Here is an 18,160-nt window from a genome sequence, read left to right as displayed (position 1 = left end):
GGATAATCTCGGGTTCGCCGATTTTCACCGAAGTCCTGCCTTGCCCACGCCCGCCCTGCACCTGGAGTTCCCCGACGCGCTGCCCGTGTCGGCGCGCCGACACGAGATCGAGGCGGCGATCCGCGAGCACCAGGTGGTCATCGTCTGCGGCGAGACCGGCTCGGGCAAGACCACGCAACTGCCCAAGATCGCGCTGGCCATGGGGCGCGGCAAGCTGAACGCGCAGCCGGGCGAGCGCGGCCGCCTGATCGGCCACACGCAGCCGCGTCGCATCGCCGCGAGTTCGGTGGCCAAGCGCATCGCCGAGGAGCTCAAGACGCCGCTGGGCGACGTGGTGGGCTACAAGGTGCGCTTCCAGGACAGGCTCTCGCGCGAAGCCTCGGTCAAGCTGATGACCGACGGCATCCTGCTTGCCGAGACGCAGACCGACCCGGACCTGAGCGCCTACGACACGATCATCATCGACGAGGCGCACGAGCGCAGCCTCAACATCGACTTTCTGCTCGGCTACCTGCGCCAGTTGCTGCCGCGCCGACCCGACCTCAAGCTCATCGTCACCTCGGCCACCATCGACGCCGACCGCTTCGCCGAGTACTTCTCGTCGTCGAAGGGGCCGGCGCCGGTGCTCATGGTGTCGGGGCGCACGTATCCCGTCGAGGTGCGTTGGCGGCCGTTCGAGGAAAGCCGCGAGTACGACCTGAACGACGCCATCGCCGATGGCGTTGACGAGCTGTGGCGGGGCGGCCAGGGCGGCGATGTGCTCGTCTTCCTGCCGGGTGAGCGCGAGATCCGCGAGGCCGCCGACCACCTGCGCAAGCACCTGGCCCACCAGCCGCTGCACCGCAACGCCGAGGTGCTGCCCCTGTTCGCGCGCCTCTCCCAGGCCGAACAGGACCGCATCTTCCAGCCGCACGGGCAGCGCCGCATTGTGCTGGCCACCAACGTGGCCGAAACCTCGCTCACCGTGCCCGGCATCCGCTACGTCATCGACGCCGGCACTGCGCGCGTCAAGCGTTACAGCTTCCGCCAGAAGGTGGAACAGTTGCAGATCGAGCCCATCAGCCAGGCGGCGGCCAACCAGCGCGCGGGCCGCTGCGGGCGCGTGGCTGATGGCATCTGCATCCGCCTGTACGACGAGGCTGATTTCAACGGCCGCGCGCGCTTCACCGACCCGGAGATCCTGCGCAGCTCGCTCGCGGGCGTGATCCTGCGCATGAAGGCGCTGCGCCTGGGCGCGGTGGAGGACTTCGCCTTCGTCGACGCACCGCAGCGTCGCGCGATCGCCGACGGCTACCAATTGCTCGCCGAACTCGGCGCGGTGGATGACGACAACGAGCTCACGGCCATCGGCCAGTCGCTGTCGCGCCTGCCGCTGGACCCGCGCGTGGGCCGCATGATCCTGGCCGCGCGCGACCAGAATGCGCTCGACGAGGTGCTGGTCATCGCCTCGGCCCTGAGTGTGCAGGACGTGCGAGACCGCCCCATCGACAAGCAGGCGCAGGCCGATCAGGCGCACGCCAAGTTCGATGACGAAAAGAGCGAGTTCACGGGCACGCTCAAGCTCTGGAAGTGGCTGGACGACAGTCGAGGCGGCCATGGCCAGGACCACAAGCTCAGCCACCGCCAGTACGAAAACCTGCTGCGCGAGAACTTCATCAACGTGCGCCGCGTGCGCGAATGGCGCGACACGCATAGCCAGTTGCACACCGTGGTGGGCGAGCAGGGCTGGAAGCTCAACGCCACGCCCGCCAGTTACGAGCAACTGCACTGCGCCATGCTCGGCGGCCTGCTCGGCAACATCGGCTGCAAGAGCGAAACGGAAGATTGGTACCTCGGCGCACGCGGCATCAAGTTCCACCGCCACCCGGGCGCGCACCTGAGCAAGAAGCCCGGGCGCTGGGTCGTCTGCGCCGAACTGGTGGAGACCACGCGCCTGTTCGGGCGCGGCATCGCGGCCATCGAGCCCGCTTGGCTGGAGCGCGTGGGCGCGCACCTGCTCAAGAAGCAACTGCTCGATCCGCACTGGGAGAAGAAGGCCGCGCGCGTCTCGGCACTGGAGCGCGCCACGCTCTACGGTTTGGTCATTTATCACAACCGTCGCGCCGACTACGGTCGCATCGACCCGGAGGGTGCGCGCGCCATCTTCATCCGCGAAGCCTTGGTGCAGGGCGAGTGGGACACGAAGCTGCCTTTCCTCGCCGCCAACCGCAAGCTCGTGCGTCAGGTGACGGAGCTGGAGCACAAGTCGCGCCGGCAGGACGTGCTGGTGGACGACGAGGTGATCTATGCCTGGTATGACGAACAGATCCCGCCCGACCTGAGCAGCGGCGCCGCTTTCGAGCGCTGGTACGCCCAGGCCGCGCGCGAGAACCCCAAGCTGCTGTTCCTCACGCGCGAGGACCTGATGCGCCACGAGGCCGCCGGCATCACGGCCCAGGCCTTTCCGCGCACCGTGCGCCTGGGTGGCGTGGACTGCGCCGCCAGCTACCTGCACGAGCCCGGCGATGCGCGCGACGGTCTCTCGGTCACGGTGCCGATCTACGCGCTGAACCAGGTGAGCGAGGAGCGCTGCGACTGGCTGGTGCCCGGCATGTTGAAGGACAAGGTGCTGGCGCTGCTCAAGACGCTGCACCAGCGCCCGCGCTCGCGGCTGGTGCCGCTGCCGGCCACGGCCGAGCGTTTCACCGAGGCGCTGTGCGTGCCTGAAACCTTCGCGCAGGGAAACTTTGTCGATGCGGTGCTCAAGCTGGTGCGCGCGGCCACGCAGCTCGACATCGTGCGCAACGACCTCAAGCCCGATCAACTGCCGCCGCACCACTTCATGCACCTGCGCGTGGTGGACGAGCACGGGCGGCAACTGGGGCAGGGGCGCAACCTGGGCGCGCTCAAGGCCGAGCTGGGCTCGCAGGCGCGCGGCGCGTTCCAGGCGCTGGCGGCGCTCAAGACCACCAGTGCCCCGGCGCCCACGCCATCCGTACCCGTGTCACCGGCGAGCCCGAGCGGCCCGGCCGTGCGGGTACCGAAAGCCGCGCCGCCCCCCGCCGCACCGGCGGTGGACGCGAGCCAGCGCCACACCCGCTGGGACTTCGGCGAGTTGCCCGAGTTGCTGGAGATCCGCCGCGGCGGCCAGACGCTGATCGGCTTTCCCGCGCTGGTGGACGACGGCGATGCCGTACGCCTCGAGGTCTTCGACGAGCCCGACCTGGCCCAGGCTCGCCACCGCGAGGGCCTGCGCCGGCTGGTGGCGCTGCAGATCAAGGACGCGCTGAAGTACCTCGAGAAGAACATCGCCGGCCTGCAGGCCATGGGCGCGGCTTTCATGGCCGTGGACAAGGAACGCGGCGGCGGCACGCTGGAAGAGTTGCGCACGCAGATCATCGAGCTCGCGCTCGACCGCGCCTTCCTGCAGGAGCCCTTGCCGGCCGACGCCAAGGCCTTCGATCAGCGCGTGGCCGACGGGCGCGGGCGTCTGAACCTCATCGCGGCCGAGATCGCGCGCGCGGCCGGCGCCATCCTCACCGAGTTCGCCGCCGCGCAGCGCAAGCTCAAGGACGCCAAGCCGCCCGCGGACGTGGCGGCCGACGTGGCGCAGCAGTTGCAGCGACTGGTGACGAGGCGCTTCCTGGTGGAGACGCCGCACGCGCAGTTGCAGCACCTGCCGCGCTACCTCAAGGCGGTGCAACTGCGGCTGGACAAGCTGCGCGCCGACCCCGCGCGCGACGCCGCGAAGCTGGCCGAACTCAAGCCCCAGGACCAGCGCTACTGGCGCCTGGTGGCCGAACGCAAAGGCGTGCAAGACGCGCGTCTGCAGGAACTGCGCTGGCTGCTGGAGGAACTGCGCGTGAGCTTCTTCGCGCAGGAACTGCGCACGCCGCAGCCGGTGAGCCTGAAGCGGCTGGACAAGAGCTGGGCACAACTCAACGCCTGACAAGCCTTGACAGGTGTGGCGCGTCTGCGCTCCACTGGGCCGGTTCACGCGAGGAGACACCCGCCCATGGACCGACGCGATTTCGTTCAGGCCTGCGCCGTCGGCGCGACCGCCACTTCGCTGGCCAGTGCGCTCGGCACGTCCGCCTGGGCGGCCAACGCCCAGCCCAAGGCGTACGCGCGCACGCTGCTGGTGGACGAGCAGGGCCAGCCCTTCAAGGCTGGCCAGTTGCGGCCCCAGGTCAACTACGTCTTCCATTACCCGTTCGAGGCCACGCCGGTGTTCCTGCTCGACCTGGGCAAGGCTGCGCTGCCCGCGACGCTGAATACCAAAGACAAGCAAGCCTACGAATGGCCCGGCGGGGTGGGCGTGAAGCGCAGCGTGGTCGCCTTCTCGGCCATCTGCGCGCACCAGCTCGTCTACCCTACGAAGGACCTGAGCTTCATCAGCTTCCGCAAAGGCCCCGCGGTGAACCCGCAGACGCCCAGCCAGGGCAGCGACCTGATCCACTGCTGCGCCGACCACAGCCAGTACGACCCGGCGCGCGGCGCCCAGGTGCTGCGCGGCCCGGCCGAACAACCGCTGTGCGCGGTGCTGCTGGAGCACGATGCGAAGAGCGACCAGCTCACGGCCACGGGCACGCTGGGCGGTGAGCTGTTCGACGCCTTCTTCAAGAAGTACGAGATGAAGCTGAGCCTGGAGATGGGCTCGGGCGTGAAACAGGCGGTGGCAGGGCGCAGCACGGTGCGGGAGCTGGAGCGCTTCTGCCGCAACCCCGTCCGTTGCTAGAGCTTCGACAGGCGCTTGAGCGCCTCCAACAGCGTCTCATCCTTCTTCGCAAAGCAGAAGCGGACCACTTTCTGGTCGAAGCCATCCCCATAGAACGCGGAGAGCGGAATCGCCGCCACGCCGATCTCACTCGTGAGCCAGCGGCAGAAATCGGCCTCGGGCAGGTCCCGCTCGGCCACTCCCAGGGACGAGATGTCCACGCACTGGAAGTACGTGCCTTCACCCGGCAGCAGCTTGAAGCGCGTGCCCGCCAGCCCCTCGCGGAACAGGTCGCGCTTGCGCTGGTAGAAGGCCGGCAGGTCGCGGTAGGGTGCCGGGTCGGCCATGTAGGCGGCCAGGGCATGCTGCATGGGCGTGTTCACGGTGAACACGTTGAACTGATGCACCTTACGGAACTCGGCCATCAGCGGCGCGGGCGCCAGCACGGTGCCCACCTTCCAGCCGGTCACGTGGTACGTCTTGCCGAAGCTGCTGACGATGAAGGCGCGCGCCGCCAGCCCGGGGTAGCGCGCCGCGCTGTGGTGCGGCAGGCCGTCGAACACCATGTGCTCGTAGACCTCGTCGCTGATGAGCACGATGTCGGTCGGCGCGAGCAGCTCGTCCAGGCGGCGCATCTCGGCGTCCGTCCAGCACATGCCGCTGGGGTTGTGCGGCGTGTTGATGAGCAGGGCGCGGGTTCGCGGCGTGATGGCCTTGGCGATGGCGTCGAAGTCGGGCCGGAACGTGCCCGGCACCAGCGGCACGCGCACCACGCGCCCGCCGGCCAGCTCGATATTGGGCACGTAGCTGTCGTAGCAGGGTTCCAGCACGATGACCTCGTCGCCCGGGTGCACCACAGCGAGGATGGCCGTGAGGATGGCTTGAGTGGCGCCGGCCGTGACGGTGATCTCGGTGTCCGGGTGGTAGCGGCGGCCATACAGCGCCTGCACCTTGTCGGCCATGGCCTGGCGCAGCGCGGGCACGCCGGTCATGGGCGGGTACTGGTTGTGGCCGGCACGCATGGCGCTGTCCACCGCGTCCAGCAGGGCCGGATCGCAACCGAAATCGGGAAAGCCCTGGCCGAGGTTGACCGCACTGTGCTCGGCCGCCAGCGTGGACATCACGGTGAAGATGGTGGTGCCCACCTGCGGCAGGCGGGAGAGGAGAGCTGGCGTGCGAGGTGCGTTCGAGGTCATGTGTGCGTGGCGCCTGCGTTGGCTGATCGAGAAACACCGCGGAACCGGCTTTGCCGGGCCGCTGGTGTTGCCCCCTTGAGGGGGTGACGGCCGCCAGGCCGGCGCGGGGGTGGGTCAAATTTCGTATTCGTCGGGTTCGCCGGCCATCGCGCGCTGGATCAGCTCGCGTGACAGGCGCTCGGACAGCAGTTCGGCGAAGCGCAGCACGAACTGGCGCAGGTAGGTGCCGCGCTTGAAGGCCACGCGCGCCAGGTTGTGGCCGAACAGCGCACCGGCCGGGCGCGAGACGAGGTCGGGCGTCTGGTTCTCGCCCTTGACCGCCATCTCGGCCACGATGCCCACGCCCATGCCCAGCTTGACGTAGGTCTTGATCACGTCCGAGTCGATGGCCTCGAGCACGACGTTGGGCTGCAGGTGGCGCAGCGCGAAAGCCTGGTCGATGCGGGTGCGGCCGGTGAAGCTGGGGTGGTAGGTGATGAGCGGGACCTGAGCCAGGTCTTCCAGGCCGATGCGCTCACGCGCGAGCAGGGGATGGTCGAAGGGGAACACCAGCACGTGCTGCCATTCGTAGGCCGGCAGGGTCACCAGCTCGGGGTAGTTCACCAGCGATTCGGTGGCCATGCCGATCTCGGCCACCTCTTCGATGAGCATGCGCGCCACCTGGTCGGGCGAGCCCTGGTGCAGGCTGATGCCCACCTTGGGGTAGGCCTGGCGCAGCGCGGCCACCGGACCGGGCAGCACGTAGCGCGCCTGCGTGTGCGTGGTGGCGATGGACAGCGTGCCGCTGTCCTGCGCCGAGTACTGCTCGCCGATGCGCTTGAGGTTGTTCACCTCGCGCAGGATGATGTCGATGCTCTTGAGCACCTGCTGGCCGGGCTCGGTGACGCGCTTGATGCGCTTGCCGTGGCGCGCGAAGATCTCGATGCCGAGTTCGTCCTCCAGCTCGATGATGGCCTTGGACACGCCGGGCTGCGAGGTGTGCAGGGCCTTGGCGGCTTCGGTGAGGTTGAGGTTGCGGCGCACCGCCTCCTGCACGAACTTGAACTGGTGCAGGTTCATGCACCCTCCTTCAGGGCCTGGGTGGCCAGCAGATCGATCAGTTGCGGGTCTTCGCCCGCGGTGGGCATGAGTTCGACGCTCAAACCCATGTGCTCCTGGCGCAGCGCGTCCACCAGCCGCGGCAGGTCCTCCCGCGCGTGCTTGCCCATGCCGAAGAACAGCGGCAGCACGCGGATGCGCGTGGCGCCCGCGCGCACCAGTTCGCGTGCGGCGGTGGGCAGGTCGGGTTCGGTCAGTTCCAGGTAGGCGGTGCAGGCCAGCGTGCCCGGCGCGCGCTCGGCCACGCGTCGCGCCACGGCGTCCACGGGCGCGCGCCACTGCGGGTCGCGCGATCCATGGGCGAAGACGATGACGCCCAGCATGGTCAGCGCTTGAGCACCAGCCACCCGAAGGCGCCGAGCGAGAAGACCGAGTAGATGAGCGCCGGCGAGGCCGCCGCCAGCCAGGGCTGCCACTGGTTGAGGTTGCCGATGTAGCCGAACACGTTGTTGAGCAGGAAGAAGCTGATGCCGATCATCACCCCGCCGAACACGTAGCCCGTGATGCTGCCCGATCGGAAGTGCAGGTAGGCAAAGGGCAGGGCCAGCACCACCATCACCAGGCAGGACAGCGGGTAGAACACCTTGCGCCAGAACTCGATTTCGTGGCGCTGCGCGGTCTGGCCGTTGGCCTCCAGGTGGCGGATGTAGGCGAACAGGTCGGCCGTGCGCATGCGCTCGGGCTTGAGCAGGGCCACCGACACCATCTCCGTGTTCAGGCTGGTGGGCCAGCGAAAGCTCTCCAACTGGCTGCGCTGCACCTTGGCCGACTGCCGGCCCGCGGCGTCGAACTCGCGCCGCTCCACCCGGCGCAGCGTCCAGCTCTCGTCGTTTTCGATGCGACCGCTCTGAGCGTGCAGCGTGGACACGAGGAAGCCCTGGTTGTTGAACTCGAAGATGCGCACATTGCCCAGGTCGCCCTGCGGTGACATCGAGCCCACGTTGACCGAGAAGTTGCTGTAGGGCTGCTTCTCTTTCAGCCAGGCACCGGTCTGGCCCAGGCTGATGGCGCCCTGGAAGCGCGACTTGTGCAACTGCGCGCCCCGGTCGGCCAGGGGCGCGAGGTAGTCACCGATGGCGAAGGTGAGCAGCACGAACACCGTGCCCAGCCCGAGCAGCGTGCGCAGCGCACGCCAGGGTCCCAGCCCGCTGGTGCGCAGGATGGTGTATTCCGAGCCTTGCGCCAGGCGCGCCAGCACGAACACGGAGCCGATCAGCACCGCAATGGGCAGCAGCTCGTAGATGCGGCTGGGCATGAGCAGGCCGACGTAGAGCAGGGCGTCGGGCAGTCCGTAGACGCGCTCGGGGTCGATCAGCGAGGCCTTGCCGATGTCGGGCAGTTCGTCGACGAAGTCGAAGAAGAAGAACAGCGACAGGAAGGCCAGCAGCACGAAGAAGACGGCCGAGAACACCTCGCCGTAGATGAGGCGGCGGATGGTCTTCATGCCGAGGCCCCGCGTCGGCGCCAGCCGGTGAGCAGCTCGCGCAGGCTCAGGCCCTGGTGCCGCTTGTAGAACCACACCAGGGTGAGCGCGAACACGCCGCCATGCAGGCCCAGCATGAACGGGATCAATTCGATCACGCCGCGCGCCACCCAGTTCTGCCCGATGTTGAGCAGGTTGTAATAGAACACGAAGGCGAACAGCGTGAAGAACAGGTTGCCGCTGCGGCCCGCGCGCGGGTTGCCCACGGTGGTGGCCAGGGCGATGAGCACGAAGTTGAAGGCGGTGATGGCCAGGCCCACACGCCAGCCCAGTTCGGCCAGGTTGGCCCGGTCGGGGTTCATGATGAGCTCCCAGCTCGGGCGGGCCTTGAGTTCCACCTCCGCGCCCAGGCCGCCTCCGGCCTGGCCGATCTGCGTGCCGTATTCGGCGAAATCGCTCACGCGCAGGCCGTTATCGGGTTGCGATTCGAGCCGTTGTCCGTTGTTGAGCATCAGGAACTGGCGCTCCCCCTCCCATTCGATGCGGCCCGAGCGGGCGGAGGTGATGGTCTCGCTGCCGTCGGGCTCCGCACTGGAGATGAAAATGTTGCGGCCCTCGGTGCCGTCGGCCGTGTCCTTGTCGATGAAGAACACACGACGCCCGCTGGAGCTTTCCTGGAACTGGCCCGGCTCCACCCGTTCCAGGTCGCCCCGGCGCTCGAAGCGGTCGCGCAGGTCGTTCACCTGCTGGTTGGCCCAGGGCCAGACGAAGAACACCATGAGCATGATCACCAGCAGCACAGGCCAGGCGAAGCGCATCAAGGGCCCCAGAAAGCCCCCGAGCGAGCGCCCGCTGGTGAACCAGATGATCATTTCGCTGTCGCGGTACATGCGCGAGAGCGTGAACACGATGGAGATGAAGAGCGCGAGCGTGAGCACCGTGGGCATGCGCCCGATGACGGTGTAGCCCAGCACGAGCATGATCTCCTGCGGATCGACGCTGCCCTTGGAGGCCGCGCCCAGCGTGCGGATGAGCAGCATGGTGAGCACGATGGTGAACAGAATCACCAGCGTGGCCCCGAAACTGCGGGCCAGCTCCTTGCGGATGGACGAATGGAATAACATCGATTGGCTACAGGACGACCCCGGATTATGAACTTCGACCTCAAGACTCTGAGCCCGGCACAGGCCGCCGAATTCCCCGCCGACGCGCTGCTGGTGTTGGTGCCCGAGACCTTGCCCAAGGGAAGCTCGCCGCTGCACACGCTGGCGGCCCAGGCCCTCAAGGGCGATGACCTCGAGCCCGGCGTGGGCAAATGCCTGCCGTGCTACCGGCCCGAAGGCATCAAGGCGGCGCGCGTGGTGCTGGTGCGCGCCGGTGCGGCCGACGCGGTGTCGGTGCGCAAGGCGGTGGGCATGGGCATGGCCCAGCTCAAGGCGCCGGGCATCGCGCGCCTGGGGGTGGTGTTCTCACTGGTGGCCGCTGACGCCGAGGGCCTGCGCGCCGCCCTGCAGATCTGCGCCGATGCGTCCTACGTCTACACCACCACCAAGCCCAGCGCCAAGCCGCGTGCGCTCACCAAAGTGACCTTCGGCGTGAGCGACGCCAGTGTCCTGCGTGCGGCCTTCGACACCGGCAAGGCCGTGGTGGCCGGCGTGGAGTTCGCCAAGGAATGGGCCAACCGTCCCGCCAACCACGCCACGCCCAGCCGCCTGGCCGACGCCGCGCGCCAACTGGGCCGCCTGCCCGGCATCAAGACCGAGGTGCTCGGTCCGCGCCAGATCGAGGCCTTGGGCATGGGCGCCTTTCTGGCGGTGGCGCAGGGCTCGGCCGAACCGCTGCGCTTCATCGTCATGCGCTACCAGGGCGCCGGCAAGGCCGACGCACCCGTGGTGCTGGTGGGCAAGGGCATTACCTTCGACACCGGCGGCATCAGCCTCAAGCCGGCGGCCGAGATGGACGAGATGAAGTTCGACATGGGCGGCGCGGCCAGCGTCCTGGGTACCTTCGCTGCCCTGGCCGAAGCCAGACCCGCCATCAACGTGGTCGGCCTCATCCCCACCTGCGAGAACATGCCCGACGGCAAGGCCGTCAAACCCGGCGACGTGGTGCGCAGCATGAGCGGCCAGACCATCGAGATTCTCAACACCGATGCCGAGGGCCGCCTGATCCTGTGCGACGCGCTCACCTACGCGGCGCGCTTCAAGCCGCGCGCGGTGATCGACATCGCCACGCTCACCGGCGCTTGCGTGATTGCGCTGGGCGCCGTGCGCAGCGGCCTGTTCAGCCCGCGCGACGAGTTGGCTCAGGCCTTGTCCCAGGCCGGCGAGCAAGCGGGCGACCCGTGCTGGCGCCTGCCGCTGGACGACGAATACGCGGAAGGGCTCAAGTCCAACTTCGCCGACGTGGCCAACGTGGCCGGGCGCGCGGGCGGTGCCGTCACCGCGGCCAAGTTCCTTCAGCGCTTCGCCACCGAACTGCCCTGGGCCCACCTCGACATCGCCGGCACCGCCTGGCGTGGCGGCGCCAACAAGGGCGCCACCGGCCGCCCCGTGCCGCTGTTGCTGCAATACCTGCTGAACGAGGCCCAGGCGCCCGCCGGCAAGGCCCGGGCCAAGGGCAAGGGCAGCAGCGCGGCGGCGGGCCGCTGAGCCGGGCCGCGCCCGCCATGGCCGAGGTGGCCTTCCACTTCAACGCGCCCGACAAGGCCGCCTACGTCTGCCGCCTGCTGCGCAAGGCCTATCTCAAGGGCGCGCGGGTGGCCGTGCTGGCGCCGCACGAACAACTCGACACACTGGACCGCGGGCTCTGGCTGCTCGCGCAGGGCGAGTTCGTGCCGCACTGTGTTGGGGCAGATGCCGAGGCCACGCGCCGCCATTCGCCCATCCACCTGCTCGACCGTCTCGACGAGCGCGCGCCCACGCAGGTGCTGGTCAATCTCACCGACAGCGTGCCGGCCGACTACGGGCGATTCGAGCGGGTCATCGAAGTGGTGGGTCTGGACGACGAGGACCGTGCGCAGGCGCGCCAGCGCTGGCGCCGCTACCAGGCCGACGGTGTCGAACCGCAGCGCCACGACCTCAAGTCCACAGGCGGCGAGTAAGCGTCTTCGGTGCACGCGCGGCTTCAGGAAAACCCTCGAACCGCTCGCCCAACCGTGTTTTAGGCTTCGGTCCCGGCCAAAAGCCTGTTCTTTTTGGAGTATCTTTATGCGGTGGAGTAAAAAAAGTTCCCTCCGCAAATCAATCCATCCTTACCGAGGAAATCCCATGCAAGTGAACATGAAACTGGCAGTGCTTGCCGCAGCCGTCGCGCTCGCGGCCTGTGGCAAGAAGGAAGAGGCTGCTCCCCCGGCCGCTGCACCGGCCGCAGCGCCCGCACCGGCCGCACCGGCGGAGGTCGTGGTCAAGATCGGTCACGTTGGCCCCACCAGTGGCGCCATCGCTCACCTGGGTAAGGACAACGAGAACGGCGCCCGCATGGCGATCGAGGAGCTCAACGCAGCCGGCCTCACCATCGGTGGCGGCAAGGCCAAGTTCGAACTGCTGGCCGAAGACGACGCCGCCGACCCGAAACAGGGCACGGCCGCCGCGCAGAAGCTGGTCGACGCCAAGGTCAACGGCGTCATCGGCCACCTGAACTCGGGCACCACCATCCCCGCCTCGCAGCTCTACAACGACGCTGGCATTCCCCAGATCTCGCCCTCGGCGACCAACCCCAAGTACACCCGCCAGGGCTTCGCGGGCGCGTTCCGCGTGGTGGCCGACGACGTGCACCTGGGCGGCACGCTCGGCAAGTACGCCATCGAAACCCTCAAGGCCAAGAACGTGGCCGTCATCGACGACCGCACGGCCTATGGCCAGGGCGTGGCCGACGAGTTCGAGAAGGGCGTGAAGGCCGCTGGCGGCACCGTCGTGGGCCGCGAGTTCACCAACGACAAGGCAACCGACTTCAACGCCATCCTGACCACCCTGAAGGCCAAGAAGCCCGACGTGGTGTTCTTCGGCGGCATGGACGCCGTGGCCGGCCCCATGCTCAAGCAGATGAAGCAGCTTGGCATTCAGGCCAAGTTCATGGGTGGCGACGGCATCTGCACCAGCGAACTGCCCAAGCTGGCCGGCGACGGCATGAGCGACGAGCAGGTCTACTGCGCCGAGGCCGGTGGTGTCGAAGGCGAACAGAAGGCTGGCATGGACAAGTTCCGTGAGGACTTCAAGGCCAAGTTCAACGCCGACGTCCAGGTGTATGCCCCGTACGTGTACGACGCCGTGAAGGTCATGGCCAACGCCATGGTCACCGCCGGCTCGGCCGATCCCAAGGTCTACCTGCCCGCCCTCAAGGCGTCCAGCTACAACGGCGTGACCGGCAAGATCGAGTTCGACGAGAAGGGCGACATCAAGAACGGCGCCCTGACGCTGATGACCTACAAGGGTGGTGCACGCACCACCATCGCCGTGATCCGCTGATCTCCTCAGCCTTCGGCAGCAAAAAGCCACCGCTCGCGGTGGCTTTTTCTTTGGGTGTCTGGCCCGGAGCGCTCAGGCTTTCGCGGTGAGCGCAGCCTCCACCGCTTTCGTCAGCGTGCGTCCCATGGGCTCGGTGGCGCTGGGGTACTGCTCGATCACGCGGCCGTCGCGGCCGATCAGGTACTTGTGGAAGTTCCAACGCGGCGCCACGCCCGTGGCCTGGCGCAATTGCAGGTACAGCGGGTTGGCCTTGGCGCCGGTGACCACGGTCTTGTCGAACATCGGGAAGCGCACGCCATAGGTGTTGAAGCACAGCTCGGCGATCTGCTTGGCATCGCCGGTTTCCTGCTCGAAGTCGTTGGAGGGGAAGCCCAGGATCACCAGACCCTGGTCACGGTACTTGGCGAAGAGTGCTTCCAGGCCTTCGTACTGCTTGGTGAAGCCGCAGTAGCTGGCGGTGTTGACTACCAGCAGCACCTTGCCCGCGTACTGGCACAGGTTCTGGGGTGCGCCGTCCTGCAGGCGCGGGAACTGGTGGTTCAGCAGGGCGGGGCAGGTGGCGGCCCGGGCGAAGGGTGCACCCAGCAGGGCGAGGGGGGCGGCAAGGCAGAGATCGCGGCGATTCATGCGCGGCATTGTCTGCCCGCACTTCCAGACCCGCAACCGGGCGCCGAAAATCCCTAGCGAAGGCCGCCCAGCACACCCAGAGCGAACGGCAGGCTCAACATGCCCAACAGCGTCGACAGCGTGACCAGCCCTGCCACGTATGGCCCGTTGTAGCCCATGCGCGCCGCCAGCACGTAGCAACTGGACGCCGTGGGTACGGCCGAAAAGGTCAGGAGCACGGCCGTCTGCACCGGGTCGAGACGGAACAGCAGCGCCAGGCCGAAGGCCATCAGCGGCACCGCCAGGTGCTTGATGGCCAGCACCGCCACGGCCAGGGTCTTGGCCGATGCCATGCTGCCGAACTGCATTCCCGCGCCCGCCGCCATGAGGCCCAGAGCCAGCGAGGCCTGGCCGATGCGGTTCACCGTGGGCGTGAGCCAGTCGGGCAGGGTGAAGCCCAGCAGGTTGGCCACCAGGCCGGAGGCGGTGGCGATGATCAGCGGGTTGCGCAGCAGCTCGCGCCCGAAGCCCTTGTTGGCGTGGCGTGCCATGGGCCACACCGCGCCCACGTTGAAGATGGGCACGCAGCAGCCGATGATCACCGCCACCATCAGCAGCGCCTGTGGGCCGGCCACGCGGTCGGCCAGCGCCAGCAGGATGAAGGAGTTGAAACGGAACCCCACCTGCGCACTGGCCGCGTGCAGGCGCACGTCGATGTGGCGGCCCAGCCAGGGCCAGTGCGGCAGCGAGTAGGTGAGGGCGATGGCGCACAGGGCCAGCGAAACGGCCGCACCCACCAGGCTGGAGGCCGCGCCCAGGTCCAGCGGGTTCTTCACGATGCTCTGGAACAGCAGCACCGGGAACAGGAAGTAGTAGACGAGGCTCTCGACCTGCTCCCACACCGGGCGGTTGAGCTTGGTGAAGCGGCACACCAAGTAGCCGCACAGGATGAGCGAGAAGTCGGGAAAGAGCAGTTGGGCGAAGTTCACCACCCGATCGTAAGGGCGGGGCGTGGCCTCAGCGCGACGGCGTTCGCTCGCAGGCCCTCATCTCGGTGACACCGCCGTCCGATCGCAACCAATGCCCCATGGGGTGGCACGCGCCGTCCGCGCACAGTTCGAAATCGGCCGTGAACTCGGAGCGCATGAGTGGCAGCCGCTGCGGCGAACGCTCGGTGGGCGTGTAGTGGAACCAGCCGTCGCGAAGCACGGCGTCGGGCGGCGGCTCCATGCCCGCGGCCGAGCCCTTGATGCGCGCGGCGGTGGCGATCAGGCGCGCGGGCGGCCCGATCACCTGGTAGTCCTCTTCCCAGCGCACTTTTTCGATGCTGTGCGTCCAGGCCAGGGTGAAGTGGCGGCCCGGCACGAAGGCCGCGTGCTGCGGCGCGGCGGCCAGGGCCAGGCACAGTCCCAGCAGGCCCGCCGTCATGCCGCGCGCCTCAGCGCGCGCCGGCCTGGCCCATGCTGGGCCGGCGCGTGCGCCACCAGTGCCAGGCCAGGAAGAGCGCGATCGCCGCCAGACCGATCTCGTCGGTGAGCGGCAGTGCCACCACCAGGAAGCAGGCGGCCACCACCACCCAGGCGCGCTCCCACCAGGCCAGTGGCGCGGCGAGGAAGCCGATGGCGCCCGCGCCCCACATGGCGATGGCCAGCACGGCCTTGAACACGACCCAGGCCACGGCGCCCCAGTCCTCGCTTTGCAGCATGAGCGCGGGCGAATACACGGCCATGAAGGGCATGATGAAACCGGCGATGGCCACGCGGATGGCCTGCACACTGATCTTCAGGCCCGTCTCGCGCGCGATGGGCGCGGCCGCGAAGCAGGCCAGGGCCACCGGTGGTGTGAGGTCCGCCATGATGCCGAAGTAGAAGACGAACATGTGCGAGACGATCAGCGGCACGCCGAGTTCGAGCAGCACCGGCGCCGCGAGCGAGCTGGTGATGATGTAGTTGGGGATGGTGGGAATGCCCATGCCCAGCACCAGGCAGGTGAGCATGGTCAGCAGCAGCGCCAGGAACAGGTTGTCCTGGCCGATGGCGATCACGCGCCCGCCGATCTCCGCGGCCACGCCGGTGAGGTTGATGACGCCGATGATGACGCCCACCAGCGCGCAGGCGATGGCCACCGGCAGCGCGTGGCGCGCGCCGTCCACCAGACTCTGCACGGCCAGTTGGCGCGCATCGCCACCCCGGCGCAGCACGAAGGTGAGGGTGATCAACACCAGCGCCACCACGTAGAAGGTGCCCACGCCGAACTGGAAGAAGCCCGCCGTGGCCAGGCCCAGCAGCACCCAGGCCAGCACCCGCAGCGGGGTGCCCTTCACGCCGCTGATGACGGCGGCGCCGAAGATCAGGATGACGGTGAGCCCCAGGCCCACGGTGCCCGAGAACAGCGGTGTGTAGCCCGAGAACAGCAGCGCGACCAGGCCGGCCAGTGGCAGCAGCAGGTACCAACGCTCTTTCACCGCCGTCCAGGGGTTGGGGCATTCCTCTTTGGGCAGGCCCAGCAGGCCCTTGCTGCCGGCCTCCAGGTGCACCATCCAGAACGCGGTGCCGAAGTACAGGATGGCCGGGATCAGCGCGGCCTTGACGATGTCCACATAGGGCACGTTGATCGTCTCGGCCATGATGAAGGCCACCGCGCCCATCACCGGCGGCATGATCTGCCCGCCCATGCTCGAGGTGGCCTCCACGCCGCCCGCGAAGGCCGGCGAGTAGCCGAAGCGCTTCATCAGCGGGATGGTGAACTGGCCCGTGGTGACCACATTGGCCACGCCGGAGCCGTTGATGGTGCCCATGAGCCCAGAGGAAATGACCGACACCTTGGCCGGCCCGCCGCGCGTGTGGCCCACGGTGCCCATGGCGAAGTCGTTGAACAGGCGGATCATGCCGGCCTGTTCGAGGAAGGCGCCGAACAGGATGAAGAGGAAGATGTAGGTGGACGACACGTAGGTGGGCGTGCCGTAGATGCCCTCGGTGCCGAAGCCCAGGGTGCTGACGATCTGGTCCAGCCCGTAGCCGCGGTGGGCCAGCGGCCCCGGCAGGTACTGGCCGAACAGGGCGTAGGCCAGGAACATCGCGCAGATCAGCGGCAGGCCCCAGCCCATCACGCGGCGCGCCGCTTCGAACACCAGCGCGACGGTGACGACGCCGATCACCCAGTCCGCCGGGATCAGCTCACCCGCGCGCGCGGTGAGGTCGGACTCGAAGACCCAGTGGTAGAAGGCGAACACGAAGCCCGTGAGGCCCAGCACCCAGCCCAGCGCACGTCCCGCGGTGCCGAGCGCACCCTCGCGCTCACCGAAGGGCGGGTACAGCGCGAAGATCATCAGCAGCACGAAGCCCACATGGATGGCACGGATCACCTGGCTGGACAGCGGGTGGAAGGAGGCCATCCAGATCTGGTACGCCGAGAAGGCAATGGCCACCCAGAAGATGGCGCCGCGCAGGGGCGCGTGGGCGGGGGCGTCGTGAGAAGGGGTCGGATCGGTCATGAATTCCTCGACTCGGTGGCCGGGCAAGAAAGCAGAACGGCCCCGTGCGGGGCCGTGTCCTCAACGAAAGGGGCTTACTTGATGAGGCCCGCTTCCTTGTAGTAGCGCTCGGCACCAGGGTGCAGCGGCACGGGCATGCCCTTGATGGCGTTGGCCGGGTTGATGGCCTTGGCGGCGTTGTGCGCGGCGTGCAGCTTGTCCAGGTTGGCATAGAGCTGCTTGGCCATCTGGTAGGCCAGTTCGTCGGACACGCCCGAGTGCGTCACCAGGAAGTTGGGGATCGCGGCCGTGGGCACGTCGGCGGTCTGGCCGCCATAGGTGTTGGCCGGGATGGTGGCGGGCTGGTAGGCCGCGTCGCCCACCTTGGCCACCACGTCGGCGGGGATCGGCACCACCACGATCTTCACGGCCGTGGCCAGGTCGCGGATGGAGGCCACGCCCAGGCCGGCGGACTGCAGGGTGGCGTCGAGCTGGCGGTTCTTGATCAGCTCCACCGACTCGCCGAAGGGCAGGTACTCGACCTTGCCCATGTCCTCGTACTTCAGGCCCGCTGCCTTGAAGATGGCGCGCGCGTTGAGTTCGGTGCCCGAGCGCGCGGCGCCCACCGAGATGCGCTTGCCCTTGAGGTCGGCCAGGGTCTTGATGCCCGAGTCGGCGCTGGCCACGATCTGCACGTAGTTGTTGTACGTGGCCGAGAGGCCGCGCAGCTTGTCGAGTTTCTTGGTGAAGCCGGCTTCGGCGTTGCCGTTCCAGGCGTCGGACACGGCGTCGGCCAGCGAGAAGGCGAGTTCGCCGCGGCCGGCCTGCAGCAGGTTGAGGTTTTCGGCAGAGGCCTTGGTGACCTGGGCGGTGGCGCGCGCGTTGGGGATGGCCTGGCCATAGACCTGCGCCAGCGCCACACCCAGCGGGTAGTACACGCCGGCCTGGCCGCCGGTGAGCACGTTGACGAACTGCTGCTGCGCGAGGGCGGCGCCACTGGTGGCGAGCGCGGCGGCCAGGCTGATGCCCAGGCCGATCTGGCGGATCAGACGCATGCGATGTCTCCTGATGTTGTTGAATGGAAGAACGGGGACCATACCCCAGCAGGCGCCGTTTGGGACTCGCGGGAAACGCGTACCTGGGGGCTGCGGGTTTTCCCGGGTCGTGGCACCACCGATCGGGGCCATGGGCTGCGTGGCCCAC

Annotated in this window: 15 protein-coding genes; 5 read left to right on the top strand and 10 right to left on the bottom strand. The window is 68.3% G+C overall.

Features of this window, described 5'->3' with window-relative positions:
* Positions 1-40 precede the first annotated feature (40 nt).
* Together hrpA and BN948_RS08515 are read left to right on the top strand one after the other, a co-directional pair.
* Positions 41-3,928: an ATP-dependent RNA helicase HrpA gene (gene hrpA, locus BN948_RS08520; protein WP_009519156.1), complete on the top strand. Its 3,888-nt coding sequence runs from the start codon at positions 41-43 to the stop codon at positions 3,926-3,928.
* A gap of 66 nt (positions 3,929-3,994) precedes the next feature.
* Positions 3,995-4,717: a twin-arginine translocation signal domain-containing protein gene (locus BN948_RS08515; protein ID WP_009519155.1), complete on the top strand. Its 723-nt coding sequence runs from the start codon at positions 3,995-3,997 to the stop codon at positions 4,715-4,717.
* Here BN948_RS08515 and BN948_RS08510 read toward each other — a convergent pair.
* The 5 genes from BN948_RS08510 to lptF all read right to left on the bottom strand — a co-directional run bounded on the left by BN948_RS08510 (position 4,714) and on the right by lptF (position 9,537).
* The gene (locus BN948_RS08510; RefSeq protein ID WP_009519154.1) at positions 4,714-5,892 is read right to left on the bottom strand and encodes a pyridoxal phosphate-dependent aminotransferase; all 1,179 of its coding nucleotides are present in this window, start codon (positions 5,890-5,892) and stop codon (positions 4,714-4,716) included. The genes BN948_RS08515 and BN948_RS08510 overlap by 4 nt on opposite strands.
* A gap of 114 nt (positions 5,893-6,006) precedes the next feature.
* Entirely contained in the window at positions 6,007-6,951 is a 945-nt protein-coding gene (locus BN948_RS08505) for a CysB family HTH-type transcriptional regulator (RefSeq protein WP_009519153.1), read from the bottom strand.
* On the bottom strand, positions 6,948-7,313 hold the full coding sequence (locus BN948_RS08500; RefSeq protein WP_009519152.1) for a sirohydrochlorin chelatase: 366 nt from the start codon (positions 7,311-7,313) through the stop codon (positions 6,948-6,950). The genes BN948_RS08505 and BN948_RS08500 overlap by 4 nt, the downstream gene beginning before the upstream one ends.
* Positions 7,314-7,315: 2 nt before the next feature.
* Positions 7,316-8,434 (bottom strand): LPS export ABC transporter permease LptG, encoded by a 1,119-nt coding sequence (gene lptG / locus BN948_RS08495; RefSeq protein WP_009519151.1) that lies wholly within the window; start codon positions 8,432-8,434, stop codon positions 7,316-7,318.
* Positions 8,431-9,537 carry an LPS export ABC transporter permease LptF gene (gene lptF / locus BN948_RS08490; protein WP_009519150.1) on the bottom strand — a complete coding sequence of 369 codons (1,107 nt, stop codon included), beginning with the start codon at positions 9,535-9,537 and terminating at the stop codon, positions 8,431-8,433. The genes lptG and lptF overlap by 4 nt, the downstream gene beginning before the upstream one ends.
* Before the next feature lie 27 nt (positions 9,538-9,564).
* Between lptF and BN948_RS08485 the strand changes: the two genes are divergently transcribed.
* The 3 genes from BN948_RS08485 to BN948_RS08475 all read left to right on the top strand — a co-directional run bounded on the left by BN948_RS08485 (position 9,565) and on the right by BN948_RS08475 (position 12,879).
* The gene (locus BN948_RS08485) at positions 9,565-11,064 is read left to right on the top strand and encodes a leucyl aminopeptidase (protein ID WP_009519149.1); all 1,500 of its coding nucleotides are present in this window, start codon (positions 9,565-9,567) and stop codon (positions 11,062-11,064) included.
* Positions 11,065-11,081: 17 nt separating this feature from the next.
* A complete protein-coding gene (locus BN948_RS08480; RefSeq protein ID WP_009519148.1) occupies positions 11,082-11,516 on the top strand; it encodes a DNA polymerase III subunit chi in 435 nt (144 codons plus the stop codon).
* Between the two features lie 178 nt (positions 11,517-11,694).
* Positions 11,695-12,879: a branched-chain amino acid ABC transporter substrate-binding protein gene (locus tag BN948_RS08475; protein ID WP_411914402.1), complete on the top strand. Its 1,185-nt coding sequence runs from the start codon at positions 11,695-11,697 to the stop codon at positions 12,877-12,879.
* A 72-nt stretch (positions 12,880-12,951) separates the two neighbouring features.
* On the opposite strand, the gene BN948_RS08470 is transcribed toward BN948_RS08475, so the two are convergent.
* From BN948_RS08470 to BN948_RS08450, 5 genes are all read right to left on the bottom strand, one after another.
* Entirely contained in the window at positions 12,952-13,515 is a 564-nt protein-coding gene (locus BN948_RS08470; protein ID WP_009519146.1) for a glutathione peroxidase, read from the bottom strand.
* 44 nt (positions 13,516-13,559) lie between these two features.
* Entirely contained in the window at positions 13,560-14,474 is a 915-nt protein-coding gene (locus BN948_RS08465; protein WP_035621294.1) for an AEC family transporter, read from the bottom strand.
* A 28-nt stretch (positions 14,475-14,502) separates the two neighbouring features.
* A complete protein-coding gene (locus BN948_RS08460; protein WP_009519144.1) occupies positions 14,503-14,913 on the bottom strand; it encodes a DUF1850 domain-containing protein in 411 nt (136 codons plus the stop codon).
* A 10-nt stretch (positions 14,914-14,923) separates the two neighbouring features.
* On the bottom strand, positions 14,924-16,978 hold the full coding sequence (locus BN948_RS08455; RefSeq protein ID WP_009519143.1) for a TRAP transporter permease: 2,055 nt from the start codon (positions 16,976-16,978) through the stop codon (positions 14,924-14,926).
* A 74-nt stretch (positions 16,979-17,052) separates the two neighbouring features.
* Positions 17,053-18,012: a TAXI family TRAP transporter solute-binding subunit gene (locus BN948_RS08450; protein WP_009519142.1), complete on the bottom strand. Its 960-nt coding sequence runs from the start codon at positions 18,010-18,012 to the stop codon at positions 17,053-17,055.
* Positions 18,013-18,160: the final 148 nt, after the last annotated feature.

The organism is Hydrogenophaga intermedia (genome assembly GCF_000723405.1).
Classification (GTDB): domain Bacteria; phylum Pseudomonadota; class Gammaproteobacteria; order Burkholderiales; family Burkholderiaceae_C; genus Hydrogenophaga; species Hydrogenophaga intermedia.
Note: the sequence above shows the minus strand (reverse complement) of the source record. Positions and strands in the feature narration are given on the sequence as shown.